This window comes from Anaerococcus porci (assembly GCF_034090325.1).
In the GTDB taxonomy this organism is placed as follows: Bacteria; Bacillota; Clostridia; order Tissierellales; family Peptoniphilaceae; genus Anaerococcus; species Anaerococcus porci.
In genome coordinates, this window is record NZ_JAXDSU010000065.1 from 17,791 (window position 1) to 38,894 (window position 21,104).

At 29.4% G+C, this 21,104-nt stretch carries 16 protein-coding genes and 1 pseudogene; 1 reads left to right on the forward strand and 16 read right to left on the reverse strand.

Translation table 11 applies throughout. From position 1 onward, the window contains the following. Positions 1-167: 167 nt before the first annotated feature. Entirely contained in the window at positions 168-1,349 is a 1,182-nt protein-coding gene (locus tag SOR60_RS06935; protein WP_320595564.1) for an NAD(P)/FAD-dependent oxidoreductase, read from the forward strand. 459 nt (positions 1,350-1,808) lie between these two features. Here the strand turns inward: SOR60_RS06935 and SOR60_RS06940 are convergent. The 16 genes and pseudogenes from SOR60_RS06940 to ilvA form a co-directional block, all read right to left on the reverse strand. Then, positions 1,809-2,327 (reverse strand): annotated as a pseudogene (locus tag SOR60_RS06940) (ATP-binding cassette domain-containing protein); the annotation flags it as partial. A gap of 578 nt (positions 2,328-2,905) precedes the next feature. Beyond that, entirely contained in the window at positions 2,906-3,835 is a 930-nt protein-coding gene (locus tag SOR60_RS06945; protein WP_320595565.1) for a helix-turn-helix domain-containing protein, read from the reverse strand. Continuing rightward, complete coding sequence (locus tag SOR60_RS06950; protein WP_154540142.1) at positions 3,825-5,225, reverse strand: ATP-binding cassette domain-containing protein; 1,401 nt, start codon at positions 5,223-5,225, stop codon at positions 3,825-3,827. The genes SOR60_RS06945 and SOR60_RS06950 overlap by 11 nt, the downstream gene beginning before the upstream one ends. Continuing rightward, positions 5,212-5,913, reverse strand: coding sequence for an energy-coupling factor transporter transmembrane component T (locus tag SOR60_RS06955; protein WP_154540140.1), 702 nt, complete (start codon positions 5,911-5,913; stop codon positions 5,212-5,214). The genes SOR60_RS06950 and SOR60_RS06955 overlap by 14 nt, the downstream gene beginning before the upstream one ends. A 1-nt stretch (position 5,914) precedes the next feature. Continuing rightward, entirely contained in the window at positions 5,915-6,496 is a 582-nt protein-coding gene (locus SOR60_RS06960) for an MptD family putative ECF transporter S component (RefSeq protein ID WP_154540138.1), read from the reverse strand. A gap of 20 nt (positions 6,497-6,516) precedes the next feature. Next, a complete protein-coding gene (locus tag SOR60_RS06965; RefSeq protein ID WP_154540136.1) occupies positions 6,517-8,238 on the reverse strand; it encodes an ABC transporter ATP-binding protein in 1,722 nt (573 codons plus the stop codon). 1 nt (position 8,239) lies between these two features. Continuing rightward, positions 8,240-9,982, reverse strand: coding sequence for an ABC transporter ATP-binding protein (locus tag SOR60_RS06970; RefSeq protein WP_154540134.1), 1,743 nt, complete (start codon positions 9,980-9,982; stop codon positions 8,240-8,242). A gap of 203 nt (positions 9,983-10,185) precedes the next feature. Beyond that, positions 10,186-11,427 carry an erythromycin esterase family protein gene (locus SOR60_RS06975; protein WP_154540132.1) on the reverse strand — a complete coding sequence of 414 codons (1,242 nt, stop codon included), beginning with the start codon at positions 11,425-11,427 and terminating at the stop codon, positions 10,186-10,188. A gap of 2 nt (positions 11,428-11,429) precedes the next feature. Next, positions 11,430-13,433: an FtsX-like permease family protein gene (locus tag SOR60_RS06980; protein WP_154540130.1), complete on the reverse strand. Its 2,004-nt coding sequence runs from the start codon at positions 13,431-13,433 to the stop codon at positions 11,430-11,432. Beyond that, positions 13,426-14,193, reverse strand: coding sequence for an ABC transporter ATP-binding protein (locus tag SOR60_RS06985; protein ID WP_320595566.1), 768 nt, complete (start codon positions 14,191-14,193; stop codon positions 13,426-13,428). Before SOR60_RS06985 ends, SOR60_RS06980 begins: the two co-directional genes overlap by 8 nt. Before the next feature lie 93 nt (positions 14,194-14,286). Then, the gene (locus tag SOR60_RS06990; protein ID WP_320595567.1) at positions 14,287-15,231 is read right to left on the reverse strand and encodes a sensor histidine kinase; all 945 of its coding nucleotides are present in this window, start codon (positions 15,229-15,231) and stop codon (positions 14,287-14,289) included. Next, a complete protein-coding gene (locus tag SOR60_RS06995) occupies positions 15,228-15,899 on the reverse strand; it encodes a response regulator transcription factor (RefSeq protein WP_320595568.1) in 672 nt (223 codons plus the stop codon). Before SOR60_RS06995 ends, SOR60_RS06990 begins: the two co-directional genes overlap by 4 nt. A 92-nt stretch (positions 15,900-15,991) precedes the next feature. Further along, positions 15,992-17,284 (reverse strand): NAD(P)H-dependent oxidoreductase, encoded by a 1,293-nt coding sequence (locus tag SOR60_RS07000; RefSeq protein ID WP_154540122.1) that lies wholly within the window; start codon positions 17,282-17,284, stop codon positions 15,992-15,994. After that, positions 17,277-18,479 carry an aminoacetone oxidase family FAD-binding enzyme gene (locus tag SOR60_RS07005; protein ID WP_176269749.1) on the reverse strand — a complete coding sequence of 401 codons (1,203 nt, stop codon included), beginning with the start codon at positions 18,477-18,479 and terminating at the stop codon, positions 17,277-17,279. The genes SOR60_RS07000 and SOR60_RS07005 overlap by 8 nt, the downstream gene beginning before the upstream one ends. Beyond that, complete coding sequence (locus tag SOR60_RS07010; protein WP_320595569.1) at positions 18,476-19,906, reverse strand: UDP-N-acetylmuramoyl-L-alanyl-D-glutamate--2,6-diaminopimelate ligase; 1,431 nt, start codon at positions 19,904-19,906, stop codon at positions 18,476-18,478. Before SOR60_RS07010 ends, SOR60_RS07005 begins: the two co-directional genes overlap by 4 nt. After that, positions 19,907-21,091 carry a threonine ammonia-lyase gene (gene ilvA / locus SOR60_RS07015; protein WP_320595570.1) on the reverse strand — a complete coding sequence of 395 codons (1,185 nt, stop codon included), beginning with the start codon at positions 21,089-21,091 and terminating at the stop codon, positions 19,907-19,909. Positions 21,092-21,104: the final 13 nt, after the last annotated feature.

The window sequence follows — 21,104 nt, forward strand, 5'->3', positions numbered from 1 at the left end:
TCCTCCTATTTTAAATCTTTATAATTAATTGTATATTTTTGAAATTCTTAGAGAACTTTAAAATATCCTTGTTTTATTATTTACCCAATTTCTGATAAAATTATATATAGAAAGATTTTGGGTAAAATAATAACAAAAGATTTTATTGTAATTATAAAGGAGATTTTATGTACGATTATTTAATTGTAGGAAATGGTATAGCGGGACTAAAAGCAGCTGAAGCAATTAGAAAAAAAGATAATGAAGCCTCAATTGTAATAATCTCTGAGGCAAGTCAACATACTTATTGGAGAACCAGATTATCTGAACTTATCTGTAAAGATTTTAATGAAGAAGATATATATGTTAAAAAATGTGATTGGTATGATAAAAATCATATAAAAGAAATATTTAATACAAGGGTAGAAAAACTTGATCTTGAAAATAAGAAGGCCATACTTGAAGATGGAAAAAAACTAGGATATGGCAAGGCTCTTATTGCTACTGGAAGCCATCCCTTTATTCCAGCCATTAAAAATGTCGACATAAATGGAGTGTTTGCAATAAGAAGTATAGAAGATCTTAATAAATTTAGAAACCATATAGAGAAAAATAAAAGAGTCGTAGTTATAGGTGGTGGACTTTTAGGTCTTGAAGCAGCTTACTCTATCAAAAAGGCAGAATGTGAAGTTCTTGTAGTAGAAAGCTTTGACCATATACTTGCAAAGCAACTTGATAATGAATTATCCGAAAAACTCGAAGTAGAACTTAATAAGGCTGGAATCGCTACAAAAACCGGTAAAAATACTATTGAAATCTTAGAAGATAATGGAAAACTTTGTGGAATTAAACTTGATGATGGAGAAGAAATAAAAGCAAATACTGTAATAATACAAGCAGGCGTTAGAAATAATCTTGATCTTGCAAAAGAAAGCGGCCTTGAAGTTGAACGTGGGATAAAGGTAGATGCAACTCTTAAAACAAGTAATGAGAATGTATATGCAGCAGGAGATTGTGTTCAATTAGCGGATACAACAATTGGTCTTTGGACTGCTTCTATGGAGATGGGACAAATAGCAGGAGCTAATATGGCAGGCGATAGCAAAACATATGAAACTCCAAAGCCATTTTCTCAACTTATGATAGGAAATATTAAAGTATTTTCAGCAGGCTTTAATAAGGGTGAAGGAATAGAAGAGATTAAAAAAGAAAATGGAGAAAATATCTACAAGTTATTTAAAAAAGATGGTGACTTTGTGGGTGCAATTTTGTGGAAAGACACCAAATATCAGATGGATGTCAAAAAAATCGTCTTTGACAAGCTAGACCCAAAAGAAACCAAACTTGGTAAGGAGATTTTTGGTCTATAATAATTTAAGAAATCTATAATGCAAAAGAGTCAAAGTCCTAAAATAAAAAAGATAAGTATTTAATCTGACCCCAAAAATAAATATTTGTAAAATTTTATGTGCGAAAACCTCCTGATTAGGGAAAAAACTAATCAGGAGGAATTTCTATGCCAAGAAAAATGCTAGAATAATATTAAACAAAGTATCTAAAATTGTAATCGGAGAGTAGCAAGCAGAAATAATACAAAACTTACAAAAAACTCTAAAAATCTTTTAATAGATTAATGAACTAGAGAATATTTAACTTATAAATATGGTGAAAAAAACACTATCTTAAACGCAAAAATCAATCAATCAAATATTAACTATTGGTATTAAATCCACTACACCTAATTAATTAAATATTATGTCCAGTTTTATCGGTACACATCATGTCAAAGCTTAAATTGATGCACAAAACTATTTACAAACCCTACTAAGCTATCTATTTTTTTCTACTAAAGCACCTTCTTTCATATAAAAATGGACATCAACCAAACTACTTATAAAATCGTGTTCGTGGCTAGCTAGCAAAATTAGTTTGCCTTTTTTCTTCTCCTTGCTTATAATCTCCTTTAAAACCTTAATACCTTCTTCATCAATTGCAATTGTTGGTTCATCAAAAATTAGAATTTTAGGATCTTCCATGATTACATTTGCAATAGCTAATCTTTGTTTCATACCTAAGGAGTAGGCTTCGTATTTTTTATCCTTTGCCTCTGTAAGTCCCACCTTATCTAATACTTGCAAAATCCTTTCTACATTAACAATTTTGCGGATGGAGGCAATTATTTCTAAATTTTGCAAACCTGTTAAACCTTTAAGAAAACTAGGATTTTCTAACAAAAGCCCTATGTCTTGTGGGATAATATTTCCATCTATTTTTTCACCTTGGATATAAATTTCTCCATCATCAATTACAATCAGACCACATATGGCACGAAATAACATTGTTTTTCCAGAACCATTTCTTCTTTATCCTCCATTCACATACATATAAGCCGCACCAGGATTCATTTCTATATAATATAATAACGTTTTCTATTTGTTAATATATATTTAATTTATTTTAAAAAAACATATTAATTGTGTGTTGTCAACTTAATATAAATTAATACATTAAACAATTGTATAGAAAGTCAAAATATTGTGACATAAGTGGTTAGGTCTCTTACATATTTTTGGGAATTTTTTCGATGGTTTTATGGATTGACTAAAATCCCAAGAAATATATGCTATTCTAAACTACTTTTTCGAAATATTCTTCAACGACTTCATTTGGATTTTTGAAGTTAAGTGCCTTGCGCTAAGTGATCTCTCCCTTGCTTAAATTGAGTTCTGACACTTTTTATAGTTTTTCTTCAATAGAGAATCATTTCTCTCTTAGAACTTTTCTTGATTTCTCTATTAATTATTTTTCCAAGATCTGTATATTGGCGTAATTTGACAGCTTATTTCTGAATTATCCAAAGCTTTTTTAAAAGTTTGATCTTTTATTTTTCAGAATTTCACCATTACAAAATTCTCTTATTTTTTTATTATATTTTATTCTTTTTCCTATATTCACTAGGACTTCGTCCTGTGAAAGCTTTAAAAGCTCTAGTAAAATTTGAAGTATTAGTAAAAGATACTTCAAGAGAAATCTCTGTGATTGACTTATCTGTATTTATAAGCAAATCCTCTGCCCTTATTAGCCTAAGCTTAGATAGGTATTTCATAGGTGTATATTGATATTTTCCCATAAACTTATGGGTTAGGCTTGATTTTGATATTTTGAATTTCTCACAAATATAGTCAAGACTTATATTTTTTTCTAAATTTTCTCTCATATAGGCTTCAATTTTTTCTATATAGAAAAAGGAATCAGATTGGTAATATGTATCCTTAAAAGAATTTGAATTAAGGAGTGATATCCTATAAATTAACTCTAGGCTCTTTAAACTAATAAGATTAAAATCACAAGACTCTAATACTTGTACAAGCTCTTTTGCTAAGGATACTAATGTCTTATCATCAATTACCCTTCCTATATCCTTAATATTTTTAATGCTATCTAAGAATGATTTTATAAATGGATAGGAAAAATCTTTCTTTTCTATTTTTTTATCTACTATGATTATATTAAAGGCCCTAGTATTGTGACTTGATGTATAGGACATCTTAGATTTTGGAATTGCCTTTCCTAAAAAAATTTCGTTTGTGGTAATTAGGATTTTGGCATAATTAATATAAGTAAAGTAGTTTCCTTCAGCACAAAATCCTATCCTAAAACCAGTATTTCCTGGAGAGTTCGATGCTTTTGCCTGATATTTTTTCTTAAGATTGATATACATTATAAAGACACCAGGAAAGATTTCATAGCTTGTCATTTTATTTTCTTTATTTTCTAGCCCTTCATAATTAATTATCTTAGGATTATCAGTTTTAATTTCCCTAAATCCCCAAGATTTTAGCCTATTATATGTCATTTACAAACTCCAATATATTTTCATTTGCCATAGAGATAAATTCGTAGTCGTGGCTTACTATTATTACAGTTTTGCCATCTTTTTTCATTTTTTTTATGATTTTTACAAGTTTTTCCATAGAAGGATAGCAAAGTCCACTTGTTGGCTCATCCATTATTACTATTTTTTTAGAACTTACAAAAGCTAAGCCTAAGGCAAGTCTTTGCTTTTCTCCCCCTGATAAACTTTGTGGATGGGAATTCTTTTTATCAAAAAGTTCAACCATTTTTAATATTCTATCAATTTTTCTCTCATCGACTTCTACAATTTGCATTTCACTTAGAACTGATTCTGTAAAAAGTTGGTAATTTACATCTTGCATAATAAGACTTATATAAGCTGGAGGAAAAGATATCTTATCATCATTTATAAAGAAATCTCCTTTTTGTTTTTTGTTAAGATTGCAAACATTTCTAATAAATGAGCTTTTACCTACACCATTTTCTCCTATAATAAAATATATGCCTTGATCTAGGGAGAGGTTAAAGTTAAATATAGTTCTTTTCTTATACCTACATTTAAAGTTTAAAAATTTAAGACTTTTATTTTTGTCATAAGTCTTATCAAAAAGATTTTTAACTTCATAACTTTTATGTCTTAAATTATTTTTTTCTATAAGATTAATAGATCTAAGTTTGTTTTCTTTTATTATATCATCATTAATTTTTAAGGCATCAAAGCCAATAACTTTTTTATTTTTTATTATATAAAGCTTATCTAAGATATCTTTTAAGTAGTAAAGTCTGTGTTCGGCTATTATTATGATTTTTCCAAGATTTTTAAGCTGATTGATAGCTGATTTAAGCCTTATTATAGATTCCTTATCAAGGGATGCGCTCGGTTCATCAAATATATAAATCTCATTGTCCATTACAGATACAGAAGTAATTGCTACGAGTTGTTTTTCTCCTCCTGATAATTTCATAAGATCCCTATCAAGAAGATTTTCTGTTTGAAGAAGTTTAGTAAAATGGTTTATTTTTTTATATATTCCATCTTTAGAAATATTTCTATTTTCTAGTCCAAAAGCTATCTCATCCAAGGAGTTTACCGCATAAAATTGATTTTTAGGATTTTGAAAAACTGTTGATATAAAAAGACTTCTATCGCTTATATTTTTATCTAAAAGACTATTTCCTTCAAACAGTATATCCCCACTTATATTGGCCTTGTTAATTTCAGGAATTATTCCATTAATTAAACTTATAAGTGTAGACTTACCTGAGCCTGACTTTCCTGTTATGACATTTATAGTTCCCTTTTTAAAGGCTAGGTTTATCCTATCTAAGATTTTTATTTCTTTTTCATCTTGGTCCTTAAAATAAAGGGAAAAATCTTTAAATTCCAACATATTTTACTCCTATATATAAGGCTAAAAGAAAAATACCAAAGCTTATTAGAAAAAAATCTTCTAACTTTATCCTTGTTTTTGAAATAGATGTTCTAGGATAACCTATTTTCATACCTCTAGTCATTGCAGAAATTGCTACATTATCTGCAGTTTGTGATGTTATCATAAGAAGTGGTACAAACTTATATTCGAGAAATTTCCCTGGATCTTTAAAGAAATTTCTCATAGTAATCCCATGCATATACATAGCCTCTTTTATAGTTTTCTTATCTTCTCTAATAGAATAAAAAAACCTAAACATTACAGAAATAGGGATAATTATAGGATCTGGAACCTTCATTTTTTGTAGGCTTTTTACTAAATCGCTCATTTTAGTTGTAGTAATTGAATAATAAGTCATCATAACAATTGGCATAATCTTAATTCCTATCATTACATAAATTCCTATCAAAACTATTAATATATTGTCTTTAAAATTTCTTAAAAGTATAGGATAAATCGCAACAAGACTATAAAAAATCACTCCCCTTATAAAAAAAGAATAATTTTTATCAAAAAGTGATAAAAAAAATGGAAAAAGGGCTAAAGAAAGCCCAATAAATCCATATCTTTCAGAAAGCGTCCCTTCTGTCGCAATAAAGCCTACAACAAGAGTCATAAAAAGTTTTGACCTAAAATCAAATCTCATTTTAAGCCATTCCTGCTTTTTTGAAATGTTTATTAAGTAGCTTTATTCCTATAGTGCAACCAATAAATCCACCAACAATTCCAAGAAGAGTTACTGGTATGAATGACCAATTTGGCATAACTGCAAATAAAGTTTTTACATATTCCTCACCATAACCTTGAGAGATTAATTTTTCAATATAAGATTGCCTTGCATAATACATAGGTAAGATATTTACTCCTCCAAAAAGCATAAAAGTTGCAAAAGATAATCTTGCATATTTAATTGATTTATAATTTCCTTTTTTAAGAATCCATTCTGCAAGTAGTGAAATTATAACTATACCAGGAAAAACTATTGCTCCATGACCTGATAGAGAAAAGGCTATTCCAAATAGTATTCCCATTATTAGAATCATACCAAACTTATCTATCTTTGTTGAATAAAGCATAAATACTATTCCTCCTAATATTCCACAGGCAAAGGGTACAAAAGGCATAGTTTGAGGGATAAAGCCAATCATACCTCCACACCATGAAGCTACTAATACCAAAAGAGAAAATACTCCTGCGTTTACTAAGTCTCTTACTGAAAATTTATTCATATACTTATCCTTTCTTTATTTTAATAGACAAACTCTTCAGAAAGTCTTGATGATTCTATCATTTTCTTATAAGCTGAACTTTCTTTTAAAAGTTCTTCATGTTTACCCGATTTTTCTATCCTTCCATCTTTCATTACTATTATTTGATCTACATTTTGAATTGATTTCATTCTGTGAGATATTATTACTAGAGTTTTATCCTTGCTTAATTTATTGAGAGAATCTTGGATATATTTTTCATTTTCTACGTCAAGATTTGCTGCAATTTCATCTAGAAGAATAATATCAGCATCCTTTAAAAATGCTCTTGCAATAGAAATTCTTTGTCTTTCTCCTCCAGAAAGCTTAGAGCCATTTTCTCCAATTTTAGTATTGTAGCCATCTTTTAATTTATTTACAAAATCATCACAAGAAGCAAGCCTTCCTGCTTTAAGAACTTCCTCATCACTTGCATCCATTTTTCCTATCCTAATATTATCCATTACTGTTCCATCTATAAGAAGAACATCTTGAAATACCATGGAGATATGGGAAAATAAATCCTCAGTTCTACTTGTTTTAATATCTTTTTTATCTATTTTTATAGAACCTTTATCATAGTCATATAACTTTGCCATAAGTCTTAAAAGAGTGGTCTTACCACAACCAGATGGTCCCACAAGGGCTGTACTTTCGCCTTCCCTTGCCTTAAATGAAATATTATCTATAACTTTTTTATCCTTTAGATAAGAAAATTCTACATTTTCACCTTCTATATCAAAATTTTTAAAATTAGTTTCTTCTCCTTCTATTATTGGAAAATCTTTTAGACTTCTAATCTTTTCAACTGCTGGGTTTATATACATAATTTCACCAAAATATTGATTAAAAGCTGTTACACTATCTATAATCCTTGCAGCTGCAAAAAGATAGCCTGCTAAATATAAAACATTTATATTTCCACTTATTAATTCTCTTAGACCAAAAAACATGACAAGTCCCAAAGATAGGTTTGAAATTGAAGTTGCTATTGCTATAGGTATAACTTGACCAAGCTCTGATTTTATGTGCTCTTTTTCCAAAACTTTTATAAAATTTAAAATTTCTTTTTCTTTTTTATCTCTTAGTTTATATTCTCTTATTTCTTTTTGAAGGTCTATTATCTCTTGAAAAAGTTCAGACGATCTTCTTTGCTTTTTGTAATAAGTACTTGTTGCCTTACTTTGATTTTTAGCTGATAGGAAACTCGCTCCTATGCTTAAAGCAGTAGGTATTATAATAGAAATCCCTAGAATTGGACTTCCTATAAGTAAAAGTATAGAGATAATTAAAAAGCTTATTAAAAAACCATAGTAACCTGGGAGAGCATGACTTAGCGCATGTTCAATTGTTTCCACATCCTTCATTATAGTTTGAGAAAGATCTGTAAGATTTGTTTTTGTATAAAATGAAAGTGGAAGATCTTTTATCCTGTCAGCTATCTCTATTCTAAGATTAGCTGATTCTTTGTAGGTTTCATTGTAGGTTGTAATATAGTCCCTATTAAGAATAAAGACCATTAGTAAGGCTATTAGTAAAAATCCTATAAGACAAATTTTAAAATCAAATTTTCCAAGCCCCATAAGACCTTGTATTGCATACATCATTAAAATTATAGGAGTCATAAAGGATAAACTTTTAAGTGTTGAAAAAAATATAGCTTTGCATAAGCCACTTGCTCCCTTTTCTGTTATGGAATATTTATTTATCAAGTAATTTTTCATATCAAATCCTCCACTCATTAGCTTTATCATAAAGATCTACAAAATACTTATAAGATCCATCTTTTGCCATAAGGTCTTTGTGATTTCCTTTTTCTTTTATCTTTCCATCATCTATAAGAAATATTTCGTCTACTCCCCTAATAGATGAAAGTCTATGGGCAATCATAATAGTTGTCCTATTTTTCATTAATTCTTTGAAAGCAATTTGTAATTCATGTTCATTTTCGGGATCTGCCGCAGCCGATGCCTCATCTAAGATAAGAATTCTAGGATTTTTCAGAAATATTCTTGCAATAGAAATTCTTTGAATTTCTCCACCAGAAAGATTCACTCCAGCATCTCCTATTACTGTATCAACTCCCTTTTCAAACTTATCTATAAACTCAAAACAACGTGCTTTTTTAAGTGCTTCTATTACTTCTTTTTTCTCTGAATTTTCTTTAGCAAGGGCAACATTATCATAAATTGAAATCCCCTTAAAAAGCTTTGGATTTTGAAAAACCATTCCAATGTTATCCATCAGAAAATCCTTGTCATAGGATTTTATATCACGACCATCTAGAAGAATCTTTCCCTTATCAAGTGGATAAGAACCTGAAATAAGCCTTGCTATAGTTGACTTTCCAGAACCCGAACTTCCCACAAGAGCATAAGACTTACCTTCTTGAAATTTTACAGAAAAATCTTCTAAGATATTTTTTTCATCATCATAAGAGAAATCTACCTTTTCAAAAACAATATCCGCCTTATCTATTTTCTTTGCTTCTCCAAAAATAACTTTCTTTGATTGCATCTCTTCAAATAATCTTTCTAGGTTATCAACCGCAGAATTTGCTTGAAAATGATAAGTTGATACGTACATAATCTTCATCATATTGGCAAAAAACATACCTGTAAAAAGCGTAAAAAACAAAATCTTTGCTGACCATAGATAAGGATCAGATCCATTTTTCACCATGAAAATCGCAAGAAAAATCGGACTTACAATAAATATGTTTAATAACCATTGGAAAGTTACAAAAGGTATCCTACAAGACATTGAATATTCATATACGATATCCCTATAATCTATTATTGATTCATATAAGCTTTTAATTCCCTTAAGAGGAGCATTGAAAATTTTAACTACTGGAATAAATCTTACATATTCTACAGCTCCAGCATTAAGCTTATCTAATTTTTTCATATAGATTTCCATAAAAGTTTTATCTCCCATCATAGCCTTCATTATAAAAAATGAAGCTAGAACAACTCCTACAAAGAATAATCCTAAAAATAGATCAATCTTAAATACTAAAATTAGCATTAAAATTGGAGTAATAATAGCAGCTGTTTGATCCGGAATAAGATGTGCTACTGCCATATGGGTTCCTTCAACATTATTGTCTATAATTTTTCTAACTTCACCTGAGCTATGTGTATCAAAAAAACTTTCGCTAGCCCTAAGAAGTTTTTTTGCTCCTTTCTCTCTTAATCTTGTTTCAAGCCTAAAGGCTAATAAATGACTTTGCCAAAGCCCCAAAAAATATATAAGACCATAAGCTATAAAAAGAATTACAATAAGATTTGAATATTTGATAAGTCCATCGCTTGAATTTTTAGTAAAAATCACTTTAATTATTGTCCATATCTTATAATAAGCAAAAAATAAAGTCAGATTAGAAATAGCTGTAAAAATTACAGCAAATATTGCCTTATTTTTTATCTCTGGTACATAGGCAAATAATTTTTTATATGTGTTCATCTTAACCTCCTAATTTATGATATTAATAACTATTATCATTATATACGAGATATTCTGATTTTTCTTATCATTTATCGTTTCTTATTCATAAAGTATCTAGAAACAAAATCTAAGAATATTAAAAACTATAGGAAATTAAAAAATACCAGATCTAAACTAGAATTAGATCCGGCATAAACTAAACATATATAAAATTAATTTTTCTAATTTATTATTTCAGTAGGATTGGCTTCATAGATAAATATCATTGAATCATACAAATCTTTTGGAACTTGGTCTATTCTATAAGTTTTTGCAATTACATTCATCATAGGAAAATATCCTTCGCCCAAAGAACCCATTTTCATTTTACTTTCTACTATGGACTTAGTAGCCCCATTTTGAAGATTGTTAAAATCTAGGTAAAAAATCCCATCATATTTTTCTGCCTTTTGGGCTATTGGGTCTGCTGATATAAATTTTTTGATAACTCTTTTTTTATCTGTCATTGAGCTTATATTAACCCTTGTCTTATAAAAGTCTGTACCTATGGTAAAGTACTTATCTTTAAAAAATTCACTAAGGTGGTCACCCATGATTTTGTAAATATTTGAAGTCTTTCCTATATGGCCATTGTGTCCTGCTATCATAAGCTTTGAGTTTCTATTATCTTCAAATTTACTAATCCAGATTACATTTTCTGCCATTAGCCTATCTCTTGTTTCATATTCTTTAAAATTATCATCAAGGCTATAGTAGGAAAATCCTTCAAGAAAATTGTCTATCGCTTTCTTAAAAATTATATCATCATCGCTTTCTTCTTTTATCTTATCTTTAAGAACTTTAAGATTTTCTATCAAGTCTTTTACTTTTGAATCTTTTACTTTTATAGGATAAGTTTCAAGGACTTTTAGCTTATCTAGGGCAAATTCTATCCTATTTTTTCCCACATAATCTTTTATGGTTGGTATAAGCTTCTCTGGATTTTGCATATCAAAACCATAGAAGGAAAGTTTCTCATTGTGAATCTTGTTATATTCTTTCATCCATTCTATTAGATTTTTCATTTCTTCAGTCTTATATATAGAAAATGAAAAATATTCCAATGGATTTACTTTAATATTTGGATTTTTTATATATTTGTCTATAAGAATTCCCTCAGAAAAATCACACTCTAATGCAAAGGCTCTCACATCATTATTTTCTACCAGATTTTTAAATACATCAAGTTTAAGCTTTTGAAACTCTTTATTTCCATGGCTTGCCTCTCCAAGGGCAATAATCTTTGCTTTTTCACCTATTTTAATATCAGAAATTTTACGAGCATTTTTGTCAAGATCTGATATTTCTTTTCTTGCCTTAAACTCAGGATATTTAGTCCAAATTGTAAGTCCAAGTCCTATTGCTATAAATCCTATTATGCTTATACAAAATATAAGTTTTAAAATTTTCTTTAATACTCTCATGCTTACTCCTTGTTTAACTTTCCAATTTCAAAATATATAGGTAGAGTTATCCTAAATATAAGAAAATATATTATAGCAAATATCAATATACATAGAACTTCAATTTTTATAAATAGGGACTTATCTAACACAGTAAATAATTGTAGGATACCAAAGGCTAGCTTACTTGCAACTAGTATATGAATTATAGCAAGGACTAGGGGTGCAAAAAATGTCACATAATTTTGCTTGGCTACTGATTTTCTAATCTCACTATTACTCATTCCGATTTTTTTAAGAATTCCTATACTACGTCCATCATCGATTCCTTCTGCCACTTGTTTGTAATAGATTACAACTATAGCAGATACAAAGAACATGAAAGAGAGAAGTATTACAGTTATATAGGCTCCTTGGTGTATTTGGTCGAATTCAAGTCTTGCTTCGTAGGCATTCTTAAATTCAACCTTTCCTTTTAAATTTTGATTTTTTGATATATGATCAATCATTATCTTAGAAAATTCATCCATTTTTTGGACATCTTTTTCTTCTACATCAAAGTACTTTAAATGAATACTCCTTTCACCAAAATCATACCCAGGTCCTTTTTCTTCAAGTTTTTTTAAAAAGTCACTTTTATCTTTTACAACAACTAAAAGATTATGAAAAAGAGTAGCGGTTGTATCTGTTAAAATGTAGTCTATTTCCCTTAAGTTTTTACTAACATTTAAATCTACCCCATCTATGGATAAGCTTTGGTAGGTCTTGTTTTTAGAATCATAAACTAAGGCCTCTCCATCATTTAAGCTTTCTTTTGTATTATTGGCCTTATTAAATGAATCTATGTCAGTAAGAGATACTATTGTTATGCTTTTATCCATCATAATATTTTTAAATTCATCATCTTCCACTAACTTTAATTTTTCATCTTCTATCTCATTTGTTGTAAGTAAGCTTATATCTGCAATCCCCTCATTTTTTTCTTTTATATTAAAATCGGACTTTTCTAGATTTATAAGCTTATCTATGTTATCTTTTAAGTCTTCACTTTGATAGGATATTACAAAATCTCTTGGACTTATCCTATCTAAAAGACTATTTTTTCCTATAAACATAGCAACCATTACTATAAAGCTCATCAAAAGCATGGATGCTATTATGCTTATAGATGAAAGGGCCATAGCTGATTCTTTGCTTCTTTTTATAAGTTCTCCTATAAAAGTCATATTTGTAGATTTATAATAAATTCTTTTGTTTTTTCTAAGTAGTTTTAATATCCAAATTGTAACTGACCTAAAGAATAAGAATGTCCCAAAAATAGCAAGAATAATCGCAGGAAAGAACTTTGGTATAGCATCCAATGCCCCATCTATTGATAGAGCTATTTTATAGGATAAAGCTAAAAATATTATGGATAAAATAAAACTTATCATTGAAAACTTAGGTTGAGCTTGTCCCTTTTTTGCCATTTGAGAAAGTTCTAATGGATTTTTCTTTCTTATAGAATTCAAACTTATGATAGTTATAAGGATAAATATAAGAGAAAATACTATAAATCCCAATTTTATAGCATCTATATTAAAATTAAGATTTATTTTTCCATATCCTAATAACCTCCCAACCAAATTTATAATTAGGGGTGATAAAAGTAAGGACAAAAATGTTCCAGATAAAAGACTAAGAAGAGCTAGGATTATATTTTGAATAAATAAAATTCCTCTTAAAGATCCTTTATCCATGCCTAGTCCATATAAAAGTCCTAATTCCTTATAACGACTTTTTACAACAGCATTTGTCATATATATTAGAAATAATACTGCAAAAAGTGCAATTACAAATTGACCATATCCTAGTATAGATTCAATAAAGGCTCCACCCCTAGAATTTAGAATAAAGTCTTCTGTCTTTAAGTCAACTATAAGGTTAAATATAAAAAGCATGAGGGATGATGCTATTATATAAGGTAGGTACAAATACTTGTTTGTAGAAATTTGCCTTTTAGCTAGGGTAAAGTTTAGCTTATTCAAGACCCTCACCTCCAGCAAGTATTATCATTTGGCTTTTAACAAGTTTTTCATACATTTGCTCATTAGTCATTTCTCCCTTATAAAGATCATAAAATATTTTCCCGTCTTTTATAAATAAAACCCTAGACGCTCTTGCTGCAGCCATGGTTGAATGGGTTACCATCAAAATAGTTTGACCTGTTTCATTTATCTTTTCAAAAATATTTAAAAGTTCCATTGATGAATTTGAATCAAGTGCACCTGTTGGTTCATCTGCAAGTAGGATTTCTGGATTTGTAATTATTGCTCTTGCAACAGCTACTCTTTGTTTTTGCCCTCCTGAAAGCTCATAGGGAAACTTATAAAGAAGACTGTCAATCTTTAAAGCCTTAGCTATAGGATTTAGTTTTTCTTCCATTTCTTTATACTTAGTATTTTCTAAAACTAAGGGTAAAAATATATTATCTTTAATATTTAAAGAGTTAAGTAAGGAGAAGTCTTGGTAGACAAACCCTAGTTTTTCACGACGAAATCTCGCCTTTTCCTTGTCATTTTTATTTTTTATCTCTTCATTATTTAAAATTATTTCACCACTTGTAGGATTGTCTAAAGTTGCTATAAGGTTAAGTAGGGTTGACTTGCCAGAACCAGACTCTCCCATTATAGCTACAAACTCTCCCATTTTTACCTTAAAATTTATATCCTTTAAGGCTGTCACTTTTGTTTCTATTTTCCCTTCATTATATACTTTTCTTAAATTATTAATTTCTAAAATATTCATACTATCCTCCGTAAGTCTATATTAGTACAAATCAGAAAATTAATCCCTAATCTAATATTACAATTTAAAAAATTAAACTTACAAAATGTAAGTTTAATCTTGAATTAATTTATTTCTCTTCAAATTTATAGAAAAATCAGTTCCTTTATTAGGCTCTGATTTAATAGAATATGAATATCCAAGTTTAGCAAGTATATCATCAACCAAGAATAATCCTATACCAGTAGAGTTTGCATCTCTTTTATAAGTATCTCCAGAATATCCAAATTTTTTAATATTTTCTATATCTTCTTTCTTTATTCCAATACCACTGTCGATAATTTCCAAGACATTTTCCTTGTATCTTATAGATATAAAGCCTTTTTCTGTATATTTTATAGAATTAAATAAAATTTGCTCTATAACAAAAGAAAGCCACTTTGGATCTGATACTATCATTTCATCTTCTATACAAAGATTTAGACTTAATCTTTTTTCTATAAAAAAACTCCTATATCTTTTTGCTATATCTCTTATAAGGCTTTCAATAGAAAATGACTTGAAATTATAATCAAGGCTTGCCCTCCTAGATTTTATAAAAGAAAGTAGAGATGAAATATAATCATCAATCTTTATAAGTTCTAAGTCTATATCCATACAATCGTATCTTTGGCTAATAAGTGAAATTGCTGATATAGGGGTTTTAATCTGATGAGTCCATATGGTTAAAAGTCCTTCCAAATCATCTTGTCTTATCTTGCTTTTAAGTACTATATCCTTAAGTTCCTTATCTTTTTTTTTGAAAATTTCACCTATATGTTTTTCATATATATCATCTCTAAGATAGGTAAATTCACTATTTTCTAACAATTTTTGAACTTTTACATATCTAACAATACATAAAATTAGTAAAATAAAGGAAACTAAGGTTAAAGTATAAAGAAAAATCCACCAATCAAGTGAAAAGGCAAAAGAGATAAGTCCAAATACAAGCGAAAATACAATCAAAGAAATGATATAGTCTTTATTTCCTGAACAAAAATTTTTCAACTTTTTCATTTTATATAATAACCTACTCCCTTTTTTGTATGAATAAGATTATCTAAGCCAAGAGCTTTTATCTTTTTTCTTATCCTATTTATATTCACAGTTAAGGTATTGTCATCTATAAAAGATTCGGTAGACCAAAGTTTATCCATAATCTTCTCTCGACTTACAATCTTTCTTGGACTTTCAAGTAATATTTCCATAATTAAAAATTCATTTTTAGAAAGAGCTATGCTTTTACTATCAATTTCTAAAATCATCTTATCTCTATCAAGAACTAAGTTCTCATATTTTAACTTTAAATCATCTACATCATTAAAGTCAAAAGACCTTCTAAGAATTGCTATAATTTTAGAATGAAGGACTTGCATAGAAAATGGCTTTGCAATAAAATCATCTGCTCCATAGTTTATAGCAGATATTAAATTTATATCATCTGATGCAGAAGTTAGAAAAATAATTGGAACTTTGGATACTTTTCTAATTTCAGAAGTCCAGTAAAATCCATTTTTATAAGGTAATTTCAAATCCATAATAACAAGGCTAAAATCACTTTTATTAAAATCATCTATTACTTTTTCAAAATTTTCCACCCTACTTGTCTTATAGCCCAAAAGCTCAAGCTGGAAAGATAGCTCTTCTCCTATTTTCTTGTCATCTTCAACTAATAGTATTTTCATAAAATCTCCTTTATATAATTATAAGTGATTTTTAAAAAATATCATAAAAAAAGACTCCTGCAAGATTAATTCTTGCAAGAATCTAACTTAAATTAAAGTTTCATTGAATTTTGTCTTCTTCTAAGTTTTGTAATTATGGCATCTTCATCAAGCTCTACCATAGATAAGTCTATTACTGTATCCTTTTTGATATCAACAATAGCTCTTGTTTTTTCTGTAATAAGGGCTATTGGTAGTAGGTCCTCTTTAATTGACCTATTGTGGTCAGTTAGCTTTCCAAATACCTTGTCACTTCCAATACCATCAAGGGTTTCTCCCTTTTTTATATCTCTTTTTGCAACTGATACAGTATCAGCAACTTGACCATGAAGTGGAGCTATAGTTGGTTCATTTTCTACTACTGCATTAAAGATAGTTATAGGAGTTTCAAGACTTGTTAAATGGTATGGCCTAAATAATAAATAATTTGGACCATCTCCGAAGCCTAAGAATTTCATCAAATCTCTTACTTCTTTTTTATCACTTGTTACTATAAGAAAAACTCCTGGAGCCATACCAGGTGAAAAGTCTACTACCTTATATGAAGATAAAACTCCTCCCTTATCTTTCAATCTAAAGTCTTCTACTGCTGTTTCAGGACTTGTTTTTATACCATGGCACCCAAAAGTATCTGGTAAAAATCCTAGGCAGTTGCATACTGAGTTAAGCTCAATCATTGTATTTGTTCCGTCGACAAAACTTGTAAGCATTCTTGGTGAAAGTCCCTTTTTTTCTGCCTCATCTTTTAATTTTTCTGCTGTAGCATAATTATCAAGAGGGTTATTTTTACCCTTGGCTGCTACAAGAATTTCAAGACCTATCCCATAGGCAAAATCACATAATTCAATTATAGAACCTGGTTCATCTCCAGCAATTCCAGTATAAATAACTCCAGCCTTTTTGGCCATATCATAAAGAACTGGCCCAACTACTGCATCACATTCTACATTAAGAGTTATAAAATGTTTATGATATTGGATAGTTTTTGTAGCAAGTAGGGCCCCAAAAGGTGGATTTCCTGTAGCATCTATAACCGCTGTAATTTGTAAAAGTTTATAGGCTAGTTTGTAATTTGAGCTAACTACTACGAAACCTCTATTTAGTGCCTCAAAAGCCTCATCAAAAGAATCAGTATTTATGATTTTATCTTCTGAAATTCCAGAATCGATAAGAGCCTCTTTACCCTTTTTAGGTGTGTGTTCTACCACTAGGGCTACGTCTATTGCATCGATGCTACCTAATTGGTTAATAAGACTTGCTCCCATTTTTCCACATCCTACAATAGCCAATGATATCTTTTCTCCATTGTGCTTTAATTCTTTAAGCTTTCTATTAATTTTAAACATTTAATCTCCTTATATCATCTGATGCAGCCTTTGCCGATGAAAAAGCCCACTGAATATTATATCCTCCACAATCTCCAGCCACATCCATAATCTCACCTATAAAATAGGTATCAGCCATATCCTTTGACTTCATCGAATTCTTATAAATTCTATCGCAAGCTACACCCCCAAGTGTTACTTGTGCATTGTTTTTGTCATGTATATCTACTATATTAAAAGAAAATTTCTTTAATATTTTTACCAACTTTTCCAAGTCATTTTTTGATATTTTTACCGAATCCTCATTTATTTTAGCCCTTTTTAATATATCAATTATGAGTTTTTGGTCAATATTTCCAATAAGTAAATTTTTAATAGCTCTTTTTGGAAATCTTTGGGCTTTTTTTTCTAAAATATCAAAAAGTCCCTTTTTTTTATACTCTGGATAAAAGTCAATGTCAAGCCTAATCTTTCTTTTATCTTTAAGAGCTAGAGAAATTATATTGGAAAGATCAAGTATTGCAGTTCCAGTAAGACCATAGGATTGAAAAATTATGTCATCTGTTGACGATTTTTGGAATTTATCATCTACAAAAAGTGAAGCCTTGGCAAATACCTTACAGCCCTTAGCAGTCTTTGATAGGGGATTCTCAGTCTTAAAATTAGTTATACCAAATGTTTGATCAATAAGTTTAGTGTGTTTTTTTAAAATCTTTAAAATAGACCCATCAGAACCCGAATTTTTAAGGCTAAGTCCTCCACTTGCAATAACTAAAATATCATATTTAAAACTTTTTTTATCGGTAATAATAAGTTTTTTCTTAAAATCAATGTCTACTACTTTTATATTGTAGATAAATTTAGCGTTTTCTTCTGCCTTCATCAAAAGTGAGTCCCTGACAGTTTTTGAGGATTGGGTCTTAGGATAGCATCTTCCAGATGGAAAGTTAATCCATTCTATTCCCAAATATTCAAAATACTCTAATAAATCCTTGTTTGAAAAGCTATCAAGACTGTAATTTACAAAATCTTTTTCGTTTGAGTAAAAGTTTTTATGATCCATGTTTATATTTGTAAAATTACACCTTCCATTTCCAGTTGCAAGAAGCTTTCTTCCAGAAAATTGATTTGATTCCAAAACTGTTATATCATTTTTATCTAAAAAAGAGCAGAAGGCAAGCGAGCTTACCCCTGCTCCTATTACAAATATTTTCATATCTCTTTTAAAACTTCCCTTATTGTGTCTTTTTCATAATAATGAGTCTTGATATTTGCCTTAAGTTTTAAGAAATTTTCTTCACCCTTCCCAAGGCAAAGTACAAAGTCGCCTTTTTTTGCACTTTTGATGGCATATTTTATAGCATCTTTTCTATTTTCTATTATTTTATATTTACCATTTCTCTTTTTTATACCTCTTACTATATCATTTGAGATATTTTCAAAGGTATCAAACTTGGGATCATCAACTGTAATTACAGAGAAAACTCCATATTTGGCAGAAATTTCTCCAATAGCTTCCCTAATTTCTACTGTCCTATCCCCACTTATACCATAAACTGCATATATGTCCTTATCTTTTGGCAAAACCCTGTATATATTTTCAAAGGCTGTACTTGTGTGGGCAAAGTCTACTACTATATTTATAGCAAGGTCATTTTCTATAAATTCAAGCCTTGATTTTACCCCTTTAAAGTCTTTCAATACATCTGCTATATCTTCTAATCTATATCCTAAATCAGAGGCAATCGCTATGGCACAAAGTGCATTGTATATATCATAAATACCAAATCTTTTAAGCTTAAAGTTTATTCCTTTTATCTTAAATGATAGTCCTTCATCAATTTTTTTAATATCTAATGCCCTAAAGTCACTTTCTTCATTTATGGATATGCTTATAGGATTTTTAACAAGTTTTAGGGCTTTCTTACCATAATCATCATCCTTATTTATAATAGCTTTTTTACAATTTTGAATCAAAATCATTTTAGCCTTAAAATAATTTTCCATATCCTTATGAAAATCCATGTGTTCTGGTGAAAGATTAGTAAATACACCATAATCATAGTCTATACCAAAGCATCTTTTTAGATATAAACCATGGGATGATGTCTCCATAACTATATTTTTAAGATTAAGTTTATTTGCTTCTATGAGTATATTATTTATATCTGTAATCTCAGGAGTTGTGTGTTCTGTAGCTATAGTTTTATATATCAAATCTGCCCCATCTGTTCCTATATTCCCACAACTGTCCCCAAGTTTTGTTAAAATAAAAGAAATCATATTGGCTGTTGTTGTCTTGCCATTGGTCCCTGTAACTCCTATCATCCTTAGTTTTTTAGAAGGATAGTTAGAAAGTTTATTTGAAATTTGGGCAAGAGCTATCCTTGAATCATCAACTCTTATATAATTTATACCACCTCTGAAGTCTATATCCTTATTTGTATAAACTATAGTACTTGCTCCATTTTCAATGGCTGAGCCTATAAATTTGTGTCCATCAAATTCTAATCCTTTGATAGCTAAAAATATATAATTTTCTTTTATTTCTCTAGAATTTGAAGAAATCCCCTCTATATCTCTATCATTTCCTATATTTTTGTCAATATAGTCGATTCCTTCTAGTAATTTTTCAATATTCATCTAATGAACGCTATATCCTTTCTCAGTAAGTAAATCCTCAATCTTCCTGATATGGTCTTTTCCGTTTGTTTCTAGTGTCAACTCTACTTGAATGTTCTTATACCTACTTGCTGAAGCTAGAGAATCATGCACTACACTTATAATGTTTGCCTTTGTATAGGCAATTATATCAAGAAGATCTCTAAGTTTTCCTGGTGCATTTACAAGTTCAACTGTAAATCTTGCAATCCTTCCATCTTCATAAAGTCCTTTATGAATAAGTTGAGAAATAAATGACATGTCAATATTTCCACCACTTATAACACAAACAACATTCTTTCCTTCACAATCAAGTTTTTTGCTTGCAGCAAGACTAAGAGCACCTGAAGGCTCTGCTACTAGTTTATGTTTTTCCATCAAAGTAGTCAAGGCCACCATAATTTCTTCTTCTGTTACTGAGATATATTCATCAACATATTCTTTACAAATCTTATAAGTTATATCTCCAACTCTAGCAACCGCTGTACCATCTGCTATAGTATCAGCTGAAGCGAGGGTTACCGGACCATCATTTTTAATTGCAGCTTGCATAGAAGCAGCATTTGCTGGCTCTACCCCAACTATTTTAATTTCAGGTTTAATTTCTTTTGCAGCCTTTGCTATACCTGAGATAAGTCCACCTCCACCGATTGGAACTAAAATGTAGTCAGCTTCTTTAAATTTTTCTAATATTTCAAGAGCTATTGTTCCTTGTCCTTCAATAACATCTTCATCATCATATGGTGGAATAAAGGTATATCCCTTTTCTTTGGCTAAATTTTGTGCATATGTATTTGTTTCATCAAATGTTTGTCCATGTAAATCAACTTCTGCTCCATATTTTAAAGTCCCTTCTACTTTAATCATTGGTGTTGTTTCTGGCATACAAACTATCGCCTTTATACCTTGATGGTTTGCAGAATATGCTACACCTTGGGCATGGTTTCCAGCTGAAGCTGTTACAATTCCTACAGACTTAGAAGCTTCATCTAATTTAGAAATTTTGTTATAGGCCCCTCTTAATTTAAAAGAACCAGTCTTTTGTAAGTTTTCTGGTTTAATATATACATTATTCTTTGAAAGGTTAGAAAAAACCTCTGAATAAAGCATATAGGTTGGGTCAATTGCTTCGTCTACTCTTTTTTTTGCATTTTTAAAATCAAACATAATGCCTCCTTTA

Coding starts and splice junctions, on each gene's coding strand:
- SOR60_RS06935 (WP_320595564.1), top strand. CDS start 168: ATGTACGATTATTTAATTGTAGGAAATGGTATAGCGGGACTAAAAGCA.
- SOR60_RS06945 (WP_320595565.1), bottom strand. CDS start 3,835: ATGACATATAATAGGCTAAAATCTTGGGGATTTAGGGAAATTAAAACT.
- SOR60_RS06950 (WP_154540142.1), bottom strand. CDS start 5,225: ATGTTGGAATTTAAAGATTTTTCCCTTTATTTTAAGGACCAAGATGAA.
- SOR60_RS06955 (WP_154540140.1), bottom strand. CDS start 5,913: ATGAGATTTGATTTTAGGTCAAAACTTTTTATGACTCTTGTTGTAGGC.
- SOR60_RS06960 (WP_154540138.1), bottom strand. CDS start 6,496: ATGAATAAATTTTCAGTAAGAGACTTAGTAAACGCAGGAGTATTTTCT.
- SOR60_RS06965 (WP_154540136.1), bottom strand. CDS start 8,238: ATGAAAAATTACTTGATAAATAAATATTCCATAACAGAAAAGGGAGCA.
- SOR60_RS06970 (WP_154540134.1), bottom strand. CDS start 9,982: ATGAACACATATAAAAAATTATTTGCCTATGTACCAGAGATAAAAAAT.
- SOR60_RS06975 (WP_154540132.1), bottom strand. CDS start 11,427: ATGAGAGTATTAAAGAAAATTTTAAAACTTATATTTTGTATAAGCATA.
- SOR60_RS06985 (WP_320595566.1), bottom strand. CDS start 14,193: ATGAATATTTTAGAAATTAATAATTTAAGAAAAGTATATAATGAAGGG.
- SOR60_RS06990 (WP_320595567.1), bottom strand. CDS start 15,231: ATGAAAAAGTTGAAAAATTTTTGTTCAGGAAATAAAGACTATATCATT.
- SOR60_RS06995 (WP_320595568.1), bottom strand. CDS start 15,899: ATGAAAATACTATTAGTTGAAGATGACAAGAAAATAGGAGAAGAGCTA.
- SOR60_RS07000 (WP_154540122.1), bottom strand. CDS start 17,284: ATGTTTAAAATTAATAGAAAGCTTAAAGAATTAAAGCACAATGGAGAA.
- SOR60_RS07005 (WP_176269749.1), bottom strand. CDS start 18,479: ATGAAAATATTTGTAATAGGAGCAGGGGTAAGCTCGCTTGCCTTCTGC.
- SOR60_RS07010 (WP_320595569.1), bottom strand. CDS start 19,906: ATGAATATTGAAAAATTACTAGAAGGAATCGACTATATTGACAAAAAT.
- ilvA (WP_320595570.1), bottom strand. CDS start 21,091: ATGTTTGATTTTAAAAATGCAAAAAAAAGAGTAGACGAAGCAATTGAC.